Annotated in this window: 12 protein-coding genes; 3 read left to right on the forward strand and 9 right to left on the reverse strand. The window is 63.5% G+C overall.

Going from position 1 to position 20,106, the window contains the following annotated elements:
• Window positions 1–122: 122 nt before the first annotated feature.
• On the forward strand, window positions 123–1,568 hold the full coding sequence (locus tag P7C00_RS29790) for a purine-cytosine permease family protein (protein WP_404937815.1): 1,446 nt from the start codon (window positions 123–125) through the stop codon (window positions 1,566–1,568).
• On the forward strand, window positions 1,565–2,392 hold the full coding sequence (locus P7C00_RS29795) for a nitrilase-related carbon-nitrogen hydrolase (RefSeq protein ID WP_404937816.1): 828 nt from the start codon (window positions 1,565–1,567) through the stop codon (window positions 2,390–2,392). Before P7C00_RS29790 ends, P7C00_RS29795 begins: the two co-directional genes overlap by 4 nt.
• Before the next feature lie 70 nt (window positions 2,393–2,462).
• Here P7C00_RS29795 and gbcB read toward each other — a convergent pair whose 3' ends face one another.
• Window positions 2,463–3,563, reverse strand: a complete 1,101-nt coding sequence (gene gbcB / locus P7C00_RS29800) for a glycine-betaine demethylase subunit GbcB (RefSeq protein WP_346633158.1) — start codon at window positions 3,561–3,563, stop codon at window positions 2,463–2,465.
• A gap of 290 nt (window positions 3,564–3,853) precedes the next feature.
• Between gbcB and gbcA the strand changes: the two genes are divergently transcribed.
• Window positions 3,854–5,149, forward strand: coding sequence for a glycine-betaine demethylase subunit GbcA (gene gbcA / locus P7C00_RS29805; RefSeq protein ID WP_346633159.1), 1,296 nt, complete (start codon window positions 3,854–3,856; stop codon window positions 5,147–5,149).
• 93 nt (window positions 5,150–5,242) lie between these two features.
• On the opposite strand, the gene P7C00_RS29810 is transcribed toward gbcA, so the two are convergent.
• The 8 genes from P7C00_RS29810 to P7C00_RS29845 all read right to left on the reverse strand — a co-directional run bounded on the left by P7C00_RS29810 (window position 5,243) and on the right by P7C00_RS29845 (window position 20,076).
• Window positions 5,243–6,499: a metallophosphoesterase family protein gene (locus P7C00_RS29810; protein ID WP_404937817.1), complete on the reverse strand. Its 1,257-nt coding sequence runs from the start codon at window positions 6,497–6,499 to the stop codon at window positions 5,243–5,245.
• Window positions 6,500–6,546: 47 nt separating this feature from the next.
• Window positions 6,547–8,415: a hypothetical protein gene (locus tag P7C00_RS29815; RefSeq protein WP_404937818.1), complete on the reverse strand. Its 1,869-nt coding sequence runs from the start codon at window positions 8,413–8,415 to the stop codon at window positions 6,547–6,549.
• 125 nt (window positions 8,416–8,540) lie between these two features.
• Window positions 8,541–11,993, reverse strand: coding sequence for a GMC oxidoreductase (locus P7C00_RS29820; protein ID WP_404937819.1), 3,453 nt, complete (start codon window positions 11,991–11,993; stop codon window positions 8,541–8,543).
• 1,397 nt (window positions 11,994–13,390) lie between these two features.
• Window positions 13,391–14,161, reverse strand: coding sequence for an electron transfer flavoprotein subunit beta (locus P7C00_RS29825; RefSeq protein ID WP_404937820.1), 771 nt, complete (start codon window positions 14,159–14,161; stop codon window positions 13,391–13,393).
• Between the two features lie 9 nt (window positions 14,162–14,170).
• Window positions 14,171–15,391 carry an electron transfer flavoprotein subunit alpha/FixB family protein gene (locus P7C00_RS29830; protein ID WP_404937821.1) on the reverse strand — a complete coding sequence of 407 codons (1,221 nt, stop codon included), beginning with the start codon at window positions 15,389–15,391 and terminating at the stop codon, window positions 14,171–14,173.
• Window positions 15,391–17,355, reverse strand: a complete 1,965-nt coding sequence (dgcB, locus tag P7C00_RS29835; protein ID WP_346633165.1) for a dimethylglycine demethylation protein DgcB — start codon at window positions 17,353–17,355, stop codon at window positions 15,391–15,393. The genes P7C00_RS29830 and dgcB overlap by 1 nt, the downstream gene beginning before the upstream one ends.
• 114 nt (window positions 17,356–17,469) lie before the next feature.
• Window positions 17,470–19,530: a dimethylglycine demethylation protein DgcA gene (dgcA, locus tag P7C00_RS29840; RefSeq protein WP_346633166.1), complete on the reverse strand. Its 2,061-nt coding sequence runs from the start codon at window positions 19,528–19,530 to the stop codon at window positions 17,470–17,472.
• Between the two features lie 15 nt (window positions 19,531–19,545).
• Window positions 19,546–20,076 carry a DUF5943 domain-containing protein gene (locus tag P7C00_RS29845; protein ID WP_346633167.1) on the reverse strand — a complete coding sequence of 177 codons (531 nt, stop codon included), beginning with the start codon at window positions 20,074–20,076 and terminating at the stop codon, window positions 19,546–19,548.
• Between the last annotated feature and the right edge of the window lie 30 nt (window positions 20,077–20,106).

The following is a 20,106-nucleotide window of genomic DNA, read 5'->3' on the forward strand; positions in this document are numbered from 1 at the left end:
GCCAGCAAGTCCCCCTCATCAGTTCACAAATTCCTGAACTGATTATTTGCCGCCACTGATTCAACAACCGCTGCGTTTGTCCGAGACTCCGGGGTCGACCTATAAAAACAAGGCTGTAGCCCATGACGACCTCTTCTTGCGTCACCGAGAAAGCCCATCCTCCGGGCCTTGCCATCGAAACCCGTTCCATCGACTACGTGCCGCGCCATGAACGCCACGGCAAGGTCTGGCATCAAGGGCCCTTCTGGTTCACCGGCAACTTCGTACTCACCACCATGGTCACCGGCTTCACCGGCGCGGCCCTGGGCCTGAGTCTGCCCTATGCCATTCTGGCGATCGTCATTGGCGTGTGCCTGGGCACCTTCTGCATGGCCTTCCACGCCAACCAGGGCCCGCGCATGGGCCTGCCGCAGATGATCCAATCCCGCGCCCAGTTCGGCCTGCGGGGCGCCATCGTGCCATTCACTGCGGTGGTGTTCGTCTACATCGGCTTCAACGTGTTCAACGTGATCCTCGCCACCGACGCCATCAATACAGTGATCCCCGGCGCCCGGGCGCCCTGGTACACCCTGATGATCGCCCTGGCGGTGCTGATCGCGGTGGTTGGCCATGACCTGCTGCACACCGTGCAACGCTGGCTGACCTACGTGATGATCAGCGTATTCGCGGTGCTCACCGTCAGCGCTCTGCTGACCCTGCAGGCCGACTCGGCCCTGGCCGACCCGCACTTTTCCTGGTCGGCATTCCTGATCCAACTGTCGGCCGCCGCCGGTTACCAGATCAGCTATTCGGTGTACGTGTCCGACTATTCGCGCTACCTGCCGCACCAGACGCCATCGCGCCAGGTGATCTTCTGGACCTACCTGGGCGCCGCCGGCTCGGCCCTGTGGCTGATGTCCCTGGGGGCCTTCCTGGCCTCGGCCCTGCCCTCCCCCGATGCCATCGCCAGCGTGCGCGAAGTGGGCAACCGCCTGATTCCCGGCTTCGGTACTTTCACGGTACTGATCGCGGTGCCGGCACTGGTGGGCATCATGGCGGTCAACTGCTACGGCGCCATGCTCACCGGCATCAGCGCCGTCGACGGCTTCAAGTCGATCAAGCCCAACCTCAAGAGCCGGGTGACCGGCATCCTGCTGGTGGCGGTGGTGATCTTCCTGATCGCCATGAACATTCCCGAAAGCTACCTGGGCAGCTTCAACACCTTTGTCCTGCTGATGCTGTATTTCCTGGTGCCCTGGACCGCGGTCAACCTCGCGGACTTCTACCTGGTGCGCAAAGGCCGCTACGCCATCAGCCACATCTTCAATCCCGCCGGAATCTATGGCCGCTGGTCCAGCGCCGGGTTGCTGGCCTACTTCCTCGGCCTGCTGGCGATGGTGCCGTTCATGTCCCTGAGCTTCTACCGGGGCCCGCTGTCCCAGGCCCTGGGCGGCGCCGACATTGCCTTCGTGATTGGCCTGGCGGTGGCCGGGCTGGTCTACTGGGCCCTGACCCGCAACCTGGACCTGGAAGCGGAACGCCTGGCCATCCAGGCCAGCGAACAGCAACTGGAAGGAGGCGCGCAATGATCCCCCAGACATCCCTGAAAGTGGCCTGCCAGCAGCTGGCACCACGGATCGGCGACCTGGACTACAACCGCACCCTCAGCGCCGAGGCCATCCGCCAGGCCGCCGCCCGCGGCGCCCAGGTGGTGGTGCTGCCGGAACTGGTGCAAAGCGGCTACGTGTTCAGCGGTCTGGCCGAAGCCCTGGCGCTGTCCGAACGCCTCGACGGGCCGACCCTCAGCCTGTGGAAATGTCTCGCCCAAGAGCTGCAGGTGGTGATTGTCGGCGGCTTCTGCGAGCGCCTGGACGATGATCGGGTGGCCAACAGCGCCGCCCTGATCGAGCCGGAAGGAACGCTGACGGTGTACCGCAAGGCCCACTTGTGGGATCAGGAGAACCTGATCTTCACCCCGGGTGACGAGCCGCCGCCGGTGGTGGCCACGCGCTTCGGGCCGATTGCCATGATGATCTGCTACGACCTGGAGTTCCCCGAGTGGGTGCGCCTGCCCGCCCTGGCCGGGGCGGCGCTGCTGTGCGCGCCGGTGAACTGGCCGGACGGCCCGCGCCCGGTGAGCGAACGGCCGGCGGAGATGGTTCGGGTACAGGCCAATGCGGCGGTCAATCGGATGTTCGTTGCCGCTTGCGATCGCTGTGGCGAGGAGCGCGGAGTGAACTGGGTGGGCGGCTCGACCATAGTCGATGCCGATGGCTATCCGTTGGCGGGCAAGGATCGGGAGAGCCGGGAGCAACTGCTGCTGGCGGATCTGGACCTGGCCCAGGCCTGGCACAAGTCCATCAGTGAACATAACCACGTGCACCTGGATCGGCGTCCGGCGTTGTATCAGTAACCGGGTTGCCCTTGTTCGCTGGCAAGCCAGCTCCTACAGGAAACGGGTGTAGGAGCCGGCTTGCCGGCGATCAGAACTCCACGCGCACGTCGCCCTTGGGCACGCTGCAGCAGGACAGGATGTAGCCTTCGGCTTCGTCCTCCTCGGTGATCCCGCCGTTGTGTTCCATCTCCACTTCGCCGCCCAGCTTGAGCACCTTGCAGGTGCCACAGATGCCCATGCCGCAAGCCTTGGGAATCATCAGACCAAGCTTGGCCGCCGCCGCGTGCACGGTTTCTCCCGGGGCCACACGGATGCTCTTGCCGGAAGCGGTGAACTCCACCTGATGCAGGTCGGCAATATCCACTTCCGGCGCTTCGGCGGCTTGTTCGGCATGCTCCACAGCGTCAGCCCGGGCTTCGGCCGGGGTCGCACCGAAGGATTCCTCGTGGTAACGCGCCATGTCGAAACCGGCGGCTTCCAGCAGGCGCTTGACCGCACTCATGTAGGGCGTCGGCCCGCAGCAGAACACTTCCCGCTCAAGGAAGTCCGGGGCCATCAACTCCAGCATCTTGTGGTTCAGGTAACCGCGATAACCGGCCCAGGGCTCGCCCAGACCGTGTTTCTCGCAGATCAGGTGCAGGCTGAAGTTGTCGATCCGCGACGCCATGTGTTCCAGCTCGCGGTGGTAAATGATGTCTTTGGGTGAGCGGGCGCTGTGGATGAACACCATGTCGACGTTGCCGTTGGTGTCGTAGAACCAGCGCGCCATGGACATCACCGGGGTGATGCCGACGCCACCGCTGAGATAAAGCACTTTCGGGCTAGGGAAATCGATGGCGTTGAACAACCCCACCGGCCCGTGCACCGCCAGTTCCTGGCCTTCGTGCAGGGTGTCGTGGAGCCAGTTTGAAACCTTGCCCCCGGGCACGCGCTTGATGGTCACCGAGAAGCTGTAGGGCACCGACGGCGAGCTGGAAATGGTGTAGGAGCGCATCACCGGCTGGCCTTCGATTTCCAACTCCAGGGTGACGAATTGCCCCGGTTTGAAGAAGAACATGATCGGCTGGTCGGCCATGAAGCAGAAGGTCCGCACATCCCAGGTTTCCTGGATGACTTTGACGCAACGGACGATGTGACGGCCATTGGCCCAGGTCTGGGTGGTTACCGGGTTGAGGAAGGTGTTGGACATGCTGTTCTCCACGGCCGACTGTCGGCGTCTTGTCAGCGATTCTGCGTAAGGCTTCTCGCGCCCATTTACCTATCTGCGACATTCACATGCTTATCGCGACCAGCCCCCAGTTACAGGGGCTCCCCCGTCGGGAACAGATTGGGCCATGTCGCCCATGGATAAGGTTCAAGGCGCCTGCGGACCCACACTCGCCTCAAACACGACAGCCGATTTTTCGTGACTTGCGTAGCACCCACCGTAGCCACTATTTAATTCGCCGGCCGCACCGAACGGCCATGAGGACTTGAACGATGGACGTCACCGCAACCCTGAGCTTGGGCGATCCACTGGAACCCGCACGCAAGGCCACTGCACAGATGCTGCAGGAGCGCGAGCGGACCTTCTCCCTGCCGCAGCCCTTCTACTGCGATGAAAGGCTGTTCGATATCGACATGCAGGAGATCTTCCAGAAGGAATGGCTGATCGCCGGCATGACCTGCGAGATCCCCACCAAGGGCAACTACATCACCCTGCAGATCGGCAAGAACCCGATCATCGTCATCCGTGGCGCCGACGGCGTGGTCCACGCCTTCCACAACGTCTGCCGCCACCGCGGTTCACGGCTGTGCACCAGCGACAAGGGCAAAGTGGCCAAACTGGTCTGCCACTACCACCAGTGGACCTACGAGCTGGACGGGCGCCTGCTGTTCGCCGGCACCGAGATGGGCGCCGACTTCGACATGAAGCAATACGGCCTGAAACCGGTGAACGTGAAGACCGCCGGCGGCTACATCTTCATCTCCCTGGCAGAGAATCCGCCGGCCATCGACGACTTCCTCTCCACGTTGGCCCATTACATGGAGCCCTACGACATGGAGAACACCAAGGTGGCGGTGCAGACCACCTTGCACGAAAAGGCCAACTGGAAACTGGTGCTGGAGAACAACCGCGAGTGCTATCACTGCGGCGGCTCGCACCCCGAATTGCTGAAAACCCTGCTGGAATGGGACGACGTCACCGACCCCCGGGCCGACCAGGCGTTCAAGGACCACGTGGCCGCTTCCGCCGCCGCCTGGGAAGCCGAAAAGATCCCATACGCCCACGCCAGCTTCGGCCTGCGCAATCGCATCGTGCGCATGCCCCTGCTCAAGGGCACCGTGTCCATGACCATGGACGGCAAGCAGGGCTGCGCCAAGCTGATGGGACGGATCAAGAACCCGGATCTGGGCTCGATGCGCATCCTGCACCTGCCGCACTCGTGGAACCACTGCATGGGCGACCACATCATCGTGTTCACCGTGTGGCCCATCAGCGCCCAGGAAACCATCGTCACCACCAAGTGGATCGTGCACAAGGACGCGGTGGAAGGCGTGGACTACGACGTCGAGCGCATGCGCCAGGTGTGGGATGCCACCAACGCCCAGGACCGGCGCCTGGCGGAAGAAAACCAGCGCGGCATCAACTCCACCGCCTACCAGCCGGGTCCGTACTCCAAGACCTACGAGTTCGGCGTGGTCAACTTCGTCGACTGGTACAGCGAGCGCATGCTGAGCAACCTCGGTGCGGAACCGGCGCCTTACCTCAAGGGCGTGCCGGTCCACGGATAAACCCCGCCGCGCGCAATCAGCAATAAACGCTCAGACAAGAGCCCGGGGGCGGGGTGCGCCCGCCCCCGGGTGCTGCCGTTACAGCCGGTCGTTTCAAGCAAGCGGCCAACTGATGGCGCCGTTCTCGCCAACAAACGCCTCGGTGAGCGTCTCGCCCTGCAACTTCACCCTCACGTAACCGTTGCGCACCCGCAGCGGATAGTTCGGATCATCTGCCGACAAGGTTTCCGACCATTGCACCTGAGGGTTGCCCTTCAGCTCGCTGGTGGGGCCATAGGGGATCGCGCCGTGACCGATGCAGCGTCCGTACATGCCGTTACTGGGCGCGTAGCAGATGCCATTGTGCAGGTGCCCCCAATACCAGTAGTCCGGCACCCGCCCCAGAGCCGCGACCACCTGTTTGTACAGCGTGGTCTGCTGCTGACCGCTGATGTCCAGCCCCTGGTGATGACTGAGCACGATGATCCTGCGCCCCTGCCCCTTGCTGGCCACCAGGTCCTTGAGCCATTGCTGCTGCGGGGCATTGAGGTTGCCGTCCATGTACAGGTTCATTTCGTCGGCGGCATAGGCGCTGTCCAGACCGACGATCAGCCAGTGGCTATTGAACAGGGCAAAGTAGCTGGTGCCTTGCTGCCTGGGGAACAGCGCCTGGATCTCGGCGAAGTAGCCATGGGCACCGCTGTACATTTCGTGGTTGGAGTTGAGGCTGAAGGACGCCTGGCTGCCCATGGGCCAGTCCGTGAGGTCGGCGTCCTCCTCGCTGCCGGTACCGGCGTAATACACATCTCCCAGGTGGATGGTGAAGTCCGGCTTGTCCTGGGTGATCAAGTCCGCCACGCGCTGCGCTGCCGAATCGGGCTGGAAATATCCGGTGCCCCAATCCCCGGCCATGTCCAGCAGCACGTTGTCGGCCATCTCGATCAGCGCCGGGGTGGTGCCGAAGGCCGCGTGCTTGCGCAGGTTCTCGATCCAGTTGAGCAAGGCTTCGCTCCAGCGCAGGTCCAGCAGCTCCCATTGGCGACAGCCCAGCAGGGTGCCGTCCTTCATCACCTGGGTCTTCAGCTCGTCCACCGTTTGCGGCAAGGGCGAGGCGTTCCCCAGGTGCAGGACCGACAGACCGTGGGCCAGTTCCCAGGGCACCGGCGCCTGACCGGGGGGCAAGTCGCCGTGGATCAGGGCGTACTGCGCCTGGTCATGGGCGCGCTGCAACAGTTGCACGATCGCCTGCAGTTCCGCCGGCTCGAGCTGGCTACGGAGTTTTTTCCAGGCCAGGTCGAGCCTGGCCAGCAGCCCGTCGACCCGGGCTTTCACCTGTTCGTATTCATGTTCCAGATTGCTCACAAATGACATGCTGGCATCCCTCTTGATGGTCCCTTTGCACAAACGCCGGACGGGCGTCACAGGGTCTTCATGTATTCGATCAACTGCCATTTCTGCTCTGCGGAAAGCTGCGTGCCGTACAGATGGCCGCTGTTGCTGTTGCCCTCCAGGTGGGTGTCGTACTTGAAGTGGCCCGGCCCCTGCACCGTCGCACCGCTGGTGATGAAACCGACCTTCTGCGGGTCATACACATCCGAGCCGGTGTAGAACACCTGGGGCCTTAGCTCCGGTGCCTGCAACAGGTCCCAGAGGCTCGGCACCGAGCCGTTGTGCAGGTACGGCGCCCGCAGCCAGACACCGTCGGTGGGGGTGTTGCTGTAGCTCTGGGTCTTGCGATAGGCACCGAAGTCGAAAGGCGGCTTCTTGAAGCCATGGAAGGCTTGCACCAGGCCGGTGGTGAAGGAGTCCAAGCGGTGGGGATCGGTGCCCAGCGTCTGGATACTGGTGGTGACCTGCCCGGTATCGGCCTTGCCGAAGTCATGACAACCGGAGCAGTTGGCCTCCCACAGCGGCTTGCCCTGAGCGGCCTTGGCCTGATCGATGGCAAACGGCCAGGTCGGCGGTTTGTGCCCCAGCAGCCAGTTGGTGACCCGGTTGAAACTCTGCGGCAGCACCGATTCCGGGGTCGCACCCACCGCCATCGCCGCCGCGTAGTTGCGCTCGCGAATCTGGTTGTTGTTGCCGTCCCAGTGCAGGTACATCGATTCCCGGGGCTTCTGGTTCCAGATCTGCGGCAGGTCCACGGTGCCGATGGTGGAATCGTCGGGGAAGCCGAACACCACCATCTTGGTCGGGTTGAAGGTGTCGGTGCGCCCCGGGCCTTGCTGCGGCCGCAGCTTCTGCCAGGCATAGGCCTGCTTCTGCTTGAGCAGCGCGCTCTTGGCCATGGGGATGATCAGGTAGCGGTTGTACAAGCGCTCGACAAAGCCCAGCTGGAACTTGGCGTTGATCGCGTTCATCACCGCATCCACGGTGAATTTCGGATCGCTGGCACAGTCGTAGGCGAACCACTGGAAGGCCTGGAGCTGCATCAGGTTGGCCGGTGCAGTGGGCACCACCTGGGACACATCGCTGGCGCTGGCCCGGTAGGCACCGGTGTGGCACAGGGCACAGTTGGGTTCAACCGTCGGGTAGCCCAACTGCCGTTTGGCCATGCCCACCGGCAGGTCCCGGCCGTTCTCGTAGAGAAAGCCGAAGACCTCGTAGCCACCGGGCCGGGGCAGTTTCTCCGGGCACAGTTGCGGCAGCACGGCGAACAGGTAGTAAGGAATCCGCGCCTCGATCCCCAGGCCGATGGCGGCGTACTTGAAGTGATCCTCATCGGAGGCTTCCGGCGGCTGGGGCACCTCGCGAATCATGTTGACCCAGGTGGCATAACCGACCACCCCCAGGACCAACAGCAGGACCAGGCTGCCCACGCGAAAGCTGTGGCGCTTCCAGCAGGCGGCCCAGTACTGGCGCCAGTCGTGCAGCCCGGCACAGAGCAAGGCCCAGGGCCGGTTGGCCGGGGCACTGCCCAGGTACAGCAGGATGCCGAGGATCAGGAACATGCTGAGGTCGCCCATCAGCATGGGCACGAACACCTGGGCCTGGTTGCTGGTGTCGATCAGGTAGATCCAGAACGCCACGGCGATCAGCCGCGACAGCACGCACAGCCAGGAATGCACCACAAAGCGCGGCGCGTTGCAGCCCGAAGGCATGTAGAACAGGCTGATGCCCACCAGCAGCATACCGGTGTTTTCCAGCCAGGGGTCGGACAGCACCGGCGGCAAGCCGACCACCGCGGTCAGCAGCGCCGGGGCAAACAGCGCCGGCAGGGCGAACACCATGTTCATGGCGATGCCCAGCCAGATAAAGCGTTGGAACCAGCGGATATAAGCGTTCATCTGAACCTTCCCTGCATCCATGTGTAGCCGCTGCCGCAGGGCAGGCTCCAGGAGCCTGTCCTGCGGTACCTATCGCCAAGCCCGGTTGCGGCACGGGCGCACCGCAGGCCGCGAGCCGGTCGTCGTCAGCCCAGGGCGGTCTTCTCCAGGTGCGCCAGCATCAGCGGGTACACATCCACCACGGCGTTCTTGCCGAAGATGCAGTCGATGTGTCCGTAACCCGGCACCACGTGGCGGCTGAACAGCTCGGGGCCATGCAGCTGGCACAGGCGCTCATAGGTCTTCTGGGTGCTTAACGGCAGGTAGCACTGGTTGTCGGCGCCGCTGATAAAGCAGATCGGCAACTTCAGCCGGTCGAAATGCGGCATGTAGACGTCACGCCCCTTGAAGTCCACCAGGTGCCCCTTGCGACAGATCAGTGCCAGATGCTCGAAGGTCTCGATATTGGAGGCGCCGAACAGCTCGTGCAGGTTGTCGTGCAAGGTCTGGTTGAGGGTGTCGTGGCGGTACAGGGAGGCGTACATGAAGGTGATGCGGTGGCACACCGGATTGGTGCAGTAGCCCTGGGCCTCGATCCGCGCATAACCGTTGAGCGCCGTATCGTAGAGCCGGTTGAACAGGCTTTCCTTGCTGTCGGCGTAGGCCGTCAGCGACCTGATGCCGATGGCGTCGAGCATGCCCGGCAGGTGCAATCCGGCCTTGATCCCGGTAGCGGTGGCCACCACGGTGTCGGCGGCAATCTGCGAGCAGACCACCGAACGCACGTCCTGCAGGCCCGCCAGCAACGACATGAAGAAGGTCGTGGCGCCGTAGCAATGCACCACGCATTGCACGTCACGGGCCCCGGTCGCCTGCTTGATCTGGCCGATGGCGGCCTTGAAATCATAGGCCGCGATCTGGTCGCCATTGCATTCCTGCTTGCTCGCCGGCAGTAGGATGCTGACCCGGAAATCCAGGAGCCAGACGTCATAGTCGTGCTTGCACAGGTACTCCAGCAGGTTGGTCTGGATGGTGTCGGTGGAGAAGATGTTGGAGCCCACGCCCAGGCCGTGTACCAACATGACCGGGCCTTTGCTGCCGGCCTGGTAGCGGGTCAGGCGCAGCTGCACCCGGTCTTCGGTTTCGAAGAACTGCACCGTCGGCACCGGCGCATCCAGGGGCCGCTTGATCCGCGGCGGCGCGTCGGGATTGAAGTAGATGTCCCCGGCGAATACGCCGCCGTAGCTTTCCCAGAGAATCCCGGCGAAGAACTTGCCGAAGCGCGCCAGGGCCTCGATGCGCTCACGCTCGTTACGCGCATTGAGCACTTTCATGGTGGTCATCTGCTTGGCGAAGTCCGCCGGCAGAATGTGCATCACCCCGGAGCCGAGCACCGGGCCGCTCTTGTTCTGGCCGCGGTACAGGGTCACATACAGGGTGCTGGTGTCGGGCCAGATGTTCAGCACGCCGTGATCCTCGGGCACGGTCTTGAAAGCACTGAAGTAGTACTCGTTACCGTCCTCGGCGGTCAGGCGCATGTCGTAGTTCATGTGGCGCACGCCTACTTGCTGCTGGAATTCCTCGAACAGGTTGAACACCCCGTGGCTGGCCACCAGGGGCTGTGCCGACAGCGCCGGAGCCTCCAGGGTGCCCACCAGGGTGGCGGCGTGCTCGGGCTCCTTGATCATCCGGTTGAGGTCGTTGGCCGTGATGGTCAGGGTGAACTCGATGGGGGAGTTCTGCGCCTCGCCGCGCTTGGCCGCCTCCTGGTAGAGCGCCAGATCGGTGCCCTGGGGCTGGGTGAAGGCGGTGGAGAAATAGCCCTTCATGGTCTCGGTGAACTGCACGCCCAGGGTCGGCGCCGGCACCGCCTTGCTCGGGGCCGAGGGCAGGCTGTAGTCGATCTTCCAGCCGCGATCTTCGGCCAGCAGGCGCATGTTGCGCTCACTGACCGCCGAAATGGTCAGCAACGGATTGACCGCCAGCGAGGTGGGAATCACCGCGCCGTCCGCCACATACAGCCCGGGATAGACCTGGCTGCCGCTGACGCCGCTGAACACTTGGCCCTTGTGGTTGACCACCCCCTGGCCGGCGTCTTCGCCCATGACGCAGCCGCCCAACGGGTGCACCGAGACGATGCTGTGCTTGAGCAGCTTGGTCCAGATCGGGTTCTCCACCCAGACTCCGCCCAGCGCCTTGGTGCTCTGGTACAGGCGCTCGTTGCCGAGAATCACATTGGGTTGCTGACCAACCCCGGGCCAGTCGATGCGCAGCTGATCCTTGGCGTCCAGCAGCATGCGGCCGCGCCCATTGTCATGACTCATGATCAGGTAGGTCTGCATGTTGTGCAGCGCGCCGTAGTAAGGCCCCCGCAGAAAGCTTTCGGCCTCCCGCGCCTTGTAGCCCAACTGGCCGCTGAGGCTCTGGTCGGTGGCCTTGCCCAGGGTGCTGGCGAACAGCGCCATGCTGGGCACCATGGCCCGGCCCAAGGCGCCGGGAATCGACCCCTCCTCGATGACCATGCGGCTGCGCCAGTCGCCTTCGGTGCGCATGTCAATGATGGAGGTGATACACGGCCCCACGGGTTTGAGCTCACTGGCCGAATGGGTGCCGAAACCGATGCCGTTGATGGTTTGCTCACAGTTATGGCCGAACCCGAGGATGTCGCCGTTGCCGCTCATGTGCTCACCCAACTGGTCCGAGGTGGACAGGCCCTTGGCCTTGGAGCGCAGGAGGATTTCCGTGGAACCCAGAGTGCCGGCACTGAGCACGACGATGTCGGCCTTGACGAACAGGGTCGGCGCCGAGAACTTCTCGCGTCCGCTGTCCAGGTATTGGAAGTGCACGATCCAGCCATCCCCCTCCTGCTCCAGGTAACGCACCTCGGCCTGGCAGAAAATCTCGGCGCCATGATTGCTGGCATCCGGCAGGTAATTCATCAAGGTGGTGTTCTTGGCCTTGTTGTTACAGCCCGAGACACAGTCGCCACAGTGGTTGCAGGGCAGTTGCTCGACCCCGACATGGTTGAGGTTGTTGGGCAGCTTGGCGAAGGTCACGTTGATCGGCGGCTTGTAGAAGTGCGCGCCCTGCTTGAGAAACTCCGCGGACTTCTGGTTGGCCTGGAGCTTGGGCAAGGTGGGCGCCGAGTCGGGATAGGGAGTGGGCTTGAGCATCTCCCGGGCCCGGGCATACCCCTCCTTGAGCAGGGTATCGCGATGCTCGCGTACCGCCCGGGGCCAGCGCGGATCGTCGAAGACCCCGGGCTCGGGCTCAAGGGCGACGTTGGCATTGATCAGCGATGTACCGCCCAGGCCGCAACCCACTACCACGTTCTGCTGGGCATTGACGTGCAGATCGAAGAGCCCGGTACGCGAGCCGATATGGCCGTCGGGATCATGCACCTGCAACTCCTCGGTGGCCGTGGTCAGGGTGTTGGGGTACTCGCCAGGCTGGATCTCCCGCCCTCGCTCCAGCAGACAGACCCGCCGACCAGCCCGGGACAATCGGGAAGCGGCGATGCCCCCCCCGTAGCCGGAGCCGATGACAATAACGTCGTAGTGTTCCTGGATCTCGCTGATGGGGGTCGCGATCCGAGTCATGGCGGGGTTCCTCTCAGGCAGATGGGGCAACTCTGTGGTCGCCTCTAATGGGTAAAACCGATCGCGCAGCAGGCAGCCGAACGGGCAGGCCTTGGCGCCAGAAACACAAACAGTGGAATCAGTGATGGAGTCGGAGCCGTTAGCTCGCGGGCAAGGCTATAGACGAGCGCGCTGATTGGCGGCGCGGCGACGGGTACGTCGAGGTAGGGAAGTCCGGATCGGGGAAACCTGCGATAAACGACAATCCATTGCCTGCGCTCCCCCAACCGTATGTGGATAAGTAGCTGCTAAGTCCTTGTGCCATCAGTGAAGACAGGCCACTTGTCACTGTCAAGAAAGCCATTAGAACTGTATGAAATTTGATCTATTGCCGCACACGCTATGGATTACAAGGGGTACAGCCTTCCGCGAACATGTTATCCACACCTTGGCCCACAGCAACTGTGGGCAAGTGAGCGGGCATTGGGGATATTTCAGTGGGCAATGCCAAGAAAATCCGTGACTTATGGGAAAACAGCGGTTTCTCCAGCGTTTGATCAATTATTGAACAAACCTCTGAGACCCCCGTATTCAAAGGCCTGTAGCGGAAGGCGAACACCTTATCCACAGAACGGCCAACAGACTTTGGGGGCAACTGGGGCCAGAGGCGCCAGCGACTGTGGAAAACCCCTGGAAGCCGCGAAATATCGGGGCTTTACCCGAATAATCGAGCCTGAACAGCGTATTTGGATGTTTTTCGATCAACCCATTCAAAGCCAGGTTCTGCGGGGCCTGCAGCGGTAAGCGAACATCTTATCCACAGAAGCGCCAACAGACTTTGGGGGCAAGTGCTGTGCAAAAGTCTCTTCGGATAATTCCCTGCCCTGGAAAAAAAGCCATAAAAATCGCCAGCTTAGGCTGGTCAAATTTCGTACAGATGGCTGCAGGGCTTGTTCCACATGGGCTTGAGCAAGGCGCGAACACCTTATCCACAGGTACGCACACAGGGATTGTGAGTAACCCATCGCGACTCTTGTAGGCGCTGGCTTGCCAGCGAATGGCGCTGCCCAGAAATGTGCAAAACCATGACGGCCTCTTCGCCGGCAAGCCGGCTCCTACGGTGGGTACAGGCGCGATTTCCCCTGTAGGCGCTGGCTTGCCAGCGAATGGCGCTGCCCAGAAATGTGCAAAACCATGACGGCCTCTTCGCCGGCAAGCCGGCTCCTACGGTGGGTACAGGCGCGATTTCCCCTGTAGGAGCTGGCTTGCCAGCGAATGGCGATGCCCAGAGATGTGCAAAAACATGACGCCCCCTTCGCCGGCAAGCCGGCTCCTACGGTGGGTGCAGGCGCGATTTCCCTTGTAGGAGCTGGCTTGCCAGCGAACGGCACTGCCCAGAGCTGTGCATAAACCTGAGCTCAGCGGACCACGCCTTCTTCGATGAGCAATTTGAGAATCGCTTCGGCCCCGGCTTCCGGGCTGACGCCCTTGAGCACTTGCCCGGTGCCGCCGCTGGCCTTGGCGGTGGCGGCCTTCATGCGATCCGCGCCGCTCTTGGCCTTGATCACTTTCAGGCGCTTGGGCCGGGGTTTGGCCGGTTGCAGACTGGAGACTGTGAGTAACTCGTCTTCCACCACCACGACCTGATCGGCCTGCAACAGACCACGGCGCGCCGGGCCATAGGCGCTCTGGCGCGGTTTCGGCGCGGCGTTATCCACAGTGGCGAGGAATGGCAGGTGCACCTTGAGTCGCCGCCGCTGGCCTCGGGGCAAAGCTTGCAGGACGTGGGCCACGCCATCGGTCAGGGATTCGACGTGCGCCAGTCCCACCACCAGCGGCCAGCCCAGGCTCTCCGCCAGCAGGAATGGCAGCATGCCGGAGCCTTCGCCGGTTTCCGCCTGGCTGCCGGTGAGCACCACCTGAACGCCCGCGTCGCGCAGGTACTGGGTCAGGATCGGCAGGGCATCGGCGCCTGCCGGCTGTTCCAGCACATGCAACTGCTCCAGCCCCATGCCCAGGTAAGCCCGCAGAGCCGGCTCGGCGACGTCGCCGGCATGCAGCACTTGCAGCTTGTCCCCAGCCAGTTGCAGGCCCAGTTCCACCGCCCGGGCGTCCTGTTCGGCACGCCGCGGGCGACCGGAGGTCGGGTGCGCACCAATCGATACCAGGCTGATCACATTGCTGTTCATAACGTCCCCTTAAGCCGCATCGCGCTTGGCGTCGTTGCGGTAGGCCGCCACCGCCGCGATCAAGGCCTTGAGAATTTCCGCGCTGTCGCCAATCACCGACAGGTCGGCGCGTTTGATCATGTCGCAGCCCGGGTCGAGGTTGATCGCCACCACCTTGTCGCAAGCACCAATGCCCTGCAGGTGCTGGATTGCCCCGGAAATCCCCACCGCCACGTAGACCCGCGCGGTGACCCAGATGCCGCTGGCCCCCACTTGCCGGTCCCGGGCCATGAAGCCGTCGTCCACCGCCACCCGCGAGGCGCCTTCGGTGGCGCCCAGGGCCGCGGCGGTCTGGTGAAACAGTGGCCAGTCCTTGACCCCGTTGCCCCCGGAAAAGATGAACTCGGCCTCGGCCATGGGAATCGCCGCCGGGTCCACCGCCACCGCGCCCAAATCCTCGATCCGCGCCAAGCTGCGGGCCACGCTTGTGGATAACTCCACCGGCAAGGCTTCGTGGCGGGTTTCGCTGACCGGCTCGGCACATTCGGCCGCGGCCAGGATCAACCGTGCCACTGGCCGCGCCAGGTCCTGTAGACCGGCACCGGCACGGCCGATGCACTGGCCGTCCTTGACCTGCCAGACCCGGGTCGCCGGGCGTTCGCCCAGGGCCGCGGCAAAGCGCCGGCCCAGTTCGCCACCCCCGGTGCGGCTGTCAGGCAGCAGCCAATGGCGCGGGCTGAACTGGTTATCCACAGCCCGCAGGCCCTGTACCCGTTGTTCCGGTGCATAACCGTCGAACTCGCTGCCTTGCAGCACCAGCAGGCGGTCGACACCCGCCGTGGCAAAGGCCGACTCCTTGTGCTCGCCAAACACCACCGCCAGCACCGCGCCGTCCTCGCCCGCCAACTGATGGGCCAGGCCCAGCAGATCGCGGTCGTGACTGCTCAGGCGGCCGCCAACCATGTCCGGCACCACGCTGATGTAGAACGCCGGCTGCGCCACTTGATGCAGCGGCAACTGCACCTCGGCCGCCGCCGTGCGCTTGGCGCCGCCGCCCTGCTGGGCGCCACTGCGGTCGATGCGCTTGAGGCCGTTGGGGCCGATGAAACCGATGCCATGGGGATTCTTGCGGATCAGACCATTGGGCCCCATCCAGCTGTGTTGCGCCGGCTGCATGGCCGCGTGCAGCGGGTGCAGGCGGTTGCGGGCAATCCATTCGGCCCGGGGATCGCGGCGGATAATGTCGCTCATCAGTGCACCTCCGCAGGTTCAGGTTTCACCGACGCCGGCGCTTTGCCCGGAGCGGCGTCTTCGAGCAAGGCATCGGCCACCAGTTCGGCGATGTCCTTGATCATCGGCCGCGGCTCCACCACCCCTTCGAGCATGGCGGTGCACTGTGGACAACCCACGGCTACCAACTCGGCGCCGGTCTCGCGGATGTCTTCCATGCGCATGTCGGGTATCCGTTGCTTGCCCGGAATGTCGGTGATCGGCGCCCCGCCGCCACCGCCGCAGCAACGGGAACGGAAGCCCGAGCGCTGCATTTCCTTGATCTCGATGCCCAGGGCCCGCAGTACGTCCCGAGGAGCTTCGTACTCGCCGTTGTAGCGGCCCAGGTAGCAAGGATCGTGATAGGTCACGCTGCTGCCCTTGTGCTGGCCCAGGTTCAGCGCACCGGCACCAATCAACTCGGCCAGGTAGGTGCTGTGGTGCTGCACGAGGTAGTTGCCGTTGAAGGCGCCGTACTCGTTTTTCAGCACATGGAAACTGTGGGGATCGCAGGTAACGATGCGCTTGAAGCGGTACTTGGCCAGGGTCTGGATATTGCGTTTGGCCAACAGCTGGAAAGTGGCTTCGTCCCCCAGGCGTCGGGCCACGTCGCCGCTGTCGCGTTCTTCCAGGCCGAGCACGGCGAAGTCCACCTTGGCCGCCTTGAGCACTTTGACGAAGGCGCGCAGGGTGCGCTGGTTGCGCATGTCGAAGGCGCCGTCGCCGACCCAGAACAGCACGTCGGTGCTTGGTTTTTCGCTAAGCAGGGTCAGGTTCAGGTCCGCCGCCCAGTTCATCCGCCCACCGGGGTTGAAGCCGCCGGGGTTGTCGGTGGCGATGAGGTTCTCCAGAACCTCGGCGCCCTTGTTCGGGGTCGCGCCTTTCTCCAGGGTCAGGTGGCGACGCATGTCGACGATGGCGTCGACGTGCTCGATCATCATCGGACACTCCTCGACACAGGCGCGGCAGGTGGTGCAGGACCACAGGGTCTCGGCGTCCACCAGGCCGTTGACGATAGGCTGGTGCGGGTTGCCGCCATGTTCGCCAATGGCTTTGCCACTGCCGTCAAGGGATGGGTACGGGCTGCCGGCGAACTGTGCGTCGGTGCCGCCGGCCAGGCCGACCACCATGTCCTGGATCAGTTTCTTCGGGTTCAGCGGCTGGCCGGCGGCGAAGGCCGGGCATGCCGCCTCGCACTTGCCGCACTGCACGCAGGCGTCGAAGCCCAGCAGTTGGTTCCAGGTGAAATCCTTGGGCTTTTCCACCCCCAAAGGCGCGCTTGGGTCTTCCAGGTCCAACGGCTTGAGGCCAGTGGAGCGTCCGCCACCAAAGCGTTCCGCGCGCCGGTGCCAGGCCAGGTGCAAGGCGCCAGCGAAAGCGTGCTTCATCGGCCCGCCCCAGGTCATGCCGAAAAACAGCTCGGACACGCCCCACAGCACACCGACCGCCAGAATCGTCGCCAGCAACCAGCCACCGAAATGTTCCGGAAGGATGCCAGCCACCGGCAAAGTCACCAGGAAAAAACTCACCGAGAACGCCAGCAGGCTTTTCGGCAGGCGCATCCACGGGCCCTTGGACAGGCGTGCCGGTGGATTACGCCGACGCTTGGCGACGAACAGCGCGCCGACGAACATCAGCGTGGTGGCCAGCAGCAAGGCGTAGCCGAGGATGCGGTTATGCAGACCAAAACCATGAACCAGGATCGCCAGCACCGCCGCCAGGACAAAACCGCCCGCCGTGGCCACGTGGGTGTTGGCCATGTATTTGTCCCGAGCCACCACATGGTGCAGATCCACCATGTAGCGCTTGGGCATGGCCAGCAGCCCGCCGAGCAGATCGACCTTGGAGGCTCGCCCCCGGCGCCACATGGCCACGCGTCGCAGCGCGCCGAGGACCGCAAGGCCGACGGCGGCGAACAACAGAATGGGAAGAAGGGTGTTCAACATGGTGGAGCTCCCAAAGACCTGGGGCCTTGTAGGAGCTGGCTTGCCAGCGATCAGGCAGCTCGCGGTATCTCGCCAGTGCCGATCGCCGGCAAGCCGGCTCCTACAGGAATTGGCTTAGAAATCCTTGCACAGGCGCAGTGCGTCGTAGATCGCGGCATGGGTATTGCGCTGGGATACGCAGTCGCCGATGCGGAACAACAGGTAGCCCTCCCCGGTCTCGCTCAGGCACGGCTGCGGCTTGATCGCGAACAGCGCCTCGACGTCCATCTGGCCCTTGTTGCGCGATCCTTCCTTGAGCCCGTAGTAGAGTTCTTCGTCAGGACGCACGCCGTTCTCCACCACCACCTGGTCCACCACTCGCTCTTCGCGGGCGCCGGTGTATTCGTTCTCCAGCACCGCCACCAGCTTGTCGCCCTCGCGGTAGACCTTCTCCAGGGTCAGGTCCCCGGTCATGATCACTTCCTTCGGATACAGGCTGCGGTAGTAGGTGGGGAACGAGGTGCCGCCCACGGCGATACCCGGCTTGATGTCGTCGGTGACGATCTCCACTTGCGAGCCCTTGTCGGCGATGAAGTCGGTGACCGACATGCCGGTGAACTCACAGATGGTGTCGTAGACCAGCACGTTCTTGCCCGGCGCCACCTTGCCGTCGAGGATGTCCCAGCTGCTGACCACCAACCCTTGGTCGGCGCCCCAGTGCTCGTTCTGCTCGATGAACGGATGGCCGCCCACCGCCAGCACCACCACGTCGGGGCGCAGGTCGAGGATGGTCGCGGTGTCCGCGGCGGTGCCCAGGCGCAGGTCGACTTTCAGCCGCGCCAGCTCCAGTTGGTACCAGCGAGTGATGCCGGCAATCTGGTCCCGTTGCGGGGCTTTGGAGGCGGTGGTGATCTGCCCGCCAATGGCCTCTTTCTTCTCGAACAGGGTCACGTCGTGGCCACGTTCGGCGGCGACACGGGCGGCTTCCATACCGGCAGGACCGGCACCCACCACTACCACCTTGCGCTTGATGCCGGTGGTCTTCTCGATGATATGCGGCACGCCCATGTATTCACGGGACGTGGCGGCGTTCTGGATGCACAGCACGTCCAGGCCCTGGTACTGGCGGTCGATGCAGTAGTTGGCGCCGACGCACTGCTTGATCTGGTCGATCTGGCCCATCTTGATCTTGGCGATCAGGTGCGGGTCGGCCATGTGGGCGCGGGTCATGCCCACCATGTCGACGTAACCGCCTTCGAGAATCCGCGTGGCCTGGTTGGGGTCCTTGATGTTCTGTGCGTGCAGCACCGGGACCTTGACCACTTCCTTGATGCCCGCCGCCAGGTGCAGGAACGGCTCCGGCGGGAAGCTCATGTTGGGGATCACGTTGGCCAGGGTGTTGTGGGTGTCGCAGCCCGAGCCGACCACACCGAGAAAATCCAGCATGCCGGTGTCGTCGTAGTACTTGGCGATCTGTTTCATGTCCTCGTGGGACAGGCCGTCCGGGTGGAATTCGTCGCCACAGATGCGCATGCCGACGCAGAAATCATCACCGACTTCGGCGCGCACGGCCTTGAGCACTTCCAAACCAAAGCGCATGCGCTTCTCGAAGGTGCCACCCCATTCGTCGGTGCGCTTGTTGACCCGTGGGCTCCAGAACTGGTCGATCATGTGCTGGTGCACCGCCGACAGTTCGACGCCATCCAGACCGCCGGCCTTGGCCCGGCGCGCAGCCTGGGCGTAGTTGCCGATCACCCGCCAGATCTCTTCCGGTTCGATGGTCTTGCAAGTGGCGCGGTGCACCGGCTCACGTACGCCGGACGGCGACATCAGGGTCGGCCAGTTGAAGCCGTCCCAACGGGAGCGCCGGCCCATGTGGGTAATCTGGATCATGATCTTGGCGCCATGCTTGTGCATGGCGTCGGCGAGGTTCTGGAAGTGCGGAATGATGCGGTCGGTGGACAGGTTCACCGAGCTCCACCATTCCTGGGGGCTGTCGATGGCCACCACCGAGGAACCACCGCAGATGGCCAGGCCGATGCCGCCCTTGGCCTTTTCTTCGTAGTACTTCACATACCGTTCGGTCGTCATGCCGCCGTCAGTCGCGTAGACCTCAGCGTGCGCGGTGCTCAGCACACGGTTGCGGATGGTCAGTTTGCCGATCTGGATCGGCTGGAACATCGCTTCGAAAGCCATTTTTCTTAACTCCGCTTACAACGGTTTGACGACGAACAGGCCATCGTCGTGGCCTTCTTCGGAACCACCGTAAACCTGCTCTGCCACGGTGCGGATCTTGCTGCCACGGGCTTCCAGGATCTGGTCCATGGCACCGGCGAACCAGCCGGTGAACATGTAGTCCACCTTGCGCCCGACCTTGCCGTACACGTAGACGAACGCCGAGTGCTCGAGCTTGACGCTGGCGGTGCCTTGATCCAGGTCGATGTCCTGGATCTTGAACAGGCCCCAGCCGCGCTGGGACAGACGCTTCATGTAGTGCTCGAACACCGCGACGCCTTCCAGGCCGTGGCATTCGGCTTCTTTTTCGCACCAGTGCCAGGCGGACTTGTAGCCGGCCTTGTAGAGAATCTCGGCGTAGGCATCGCTGCCCAGGACTTCCTCGATGCCCATGTGGTTGTTGACGAAGAAATGCCGTGGCACGTAGAGCATCGGCAGGGCGTCGGAGGTCCAGACACCGGTTTCGCTGTCGACTTCGATAGGCAATTGCGGGGCGATCTTGGCCATGGAAACGTGACTCCAGAAATTCAGTGAATG

The sequence above is a fragment of the Pseudomonas sp. JDS08PS003 genome (assembly GCF_045013505.1).
Classification (GTDB): domain Bacteria; phylum Pseudomonadota; class Gammaproteobacteria; order Pseudomonadales; family Pseudomonadaceae; genus Aquipseudomonas; species Aquipseudomonas protegens_B.

What these genes read in the sequence shown, in the direction of transcription:
- P7C00_RS29790 (WP_404937815.1), top strand. Translation starts at nt 123, where the DNA reads ATGACGACCTCTTCTTGCGTCACCGAGAAAGCCCATCCTCCGGGCCTT.
- P7C00_RS29795 (WP_404937816.1), top strand. Translation starts at nt 1,565, where the DNA reads ATGATCCCCCAGACATCCCTGAAAGTGGCCTGCCAGCAGCTGGCACCA.
- gbcB (WP_346633158.1), bottom strand. Translation starts at nt 3,563, where the DNA reads ATGTCCAACACCTTCCTCAACCCGGTAACCACCCAGACCTGGGCCAAT.
- gbcA (WP_346633159.1), top strand. Translation starts at nt 3,854, where the DNA reads ATGGACGTCACCGCAACCCTGAGCTTGGGCGATCCACTGGAACCCGCA.
- P7C00_RS29810 (WP_404937817.1), bottom strand. Translation starts at nt 6,499, where the DNA reads ATGTCATTTGTGAGCAATCTGGAACATGAATACGAACAGGTGAAAGCC.
- P7C00_RS29815 (WP_404937818.1), bottom strand. Translation starts at nt 8,415, where the DNA reads ATGAACGCTTATATCCGCTGGTTCCAACGCTTTATCTGGCTGGGCATC.
- P7C00_RS29820 (WP_404937819.1), bottom strand. Translation starts at nt 11,993, where the DNA reads ATGACTCGGATCGCGACCCCCATCAGCGAGATCCAGGAACACTACGAC.
- P7C00_RS29825 (WP_404937820.1), bottom strand. Translation starts at nt 14,161, where the DNA reads ATGAACAGCAATGTGATCAGCCTGGTATCGATTGGTGCGCACCCGACC.
- P7C00_RS29830 (WP_404937821.1), bottom strand. Translation starts at nt 15,391, where the DNA reads ATGAGCGACATTATCCGCCGCGATCCCCGGGCCGAATGGATTGCCCGC.
- dgcB (WP_346633165.1), bottom strand. Translation starts at nt 17,355, where the DNA reads ATGTTGAACACCCTTCTTCCCATTCTGTTGTTCGCCGCCGTCGGCCTT.
- dgcA (WP_346633166.1), bottom strand. Translation starts at nt 19,530, where the DNA reads ATGGCTTTCGAAGCGATGTTCCAGCCGATCCAGATCGGCAAACTGACC.
- P7C00_RS29845 (WP_346633167.1), bottom strand. Translation starts at nt 20,076, where the DNA reads ATGGCCAAGATCGCCCCGCAATTGCCTATCGAAGTCGACAGCGAAACC.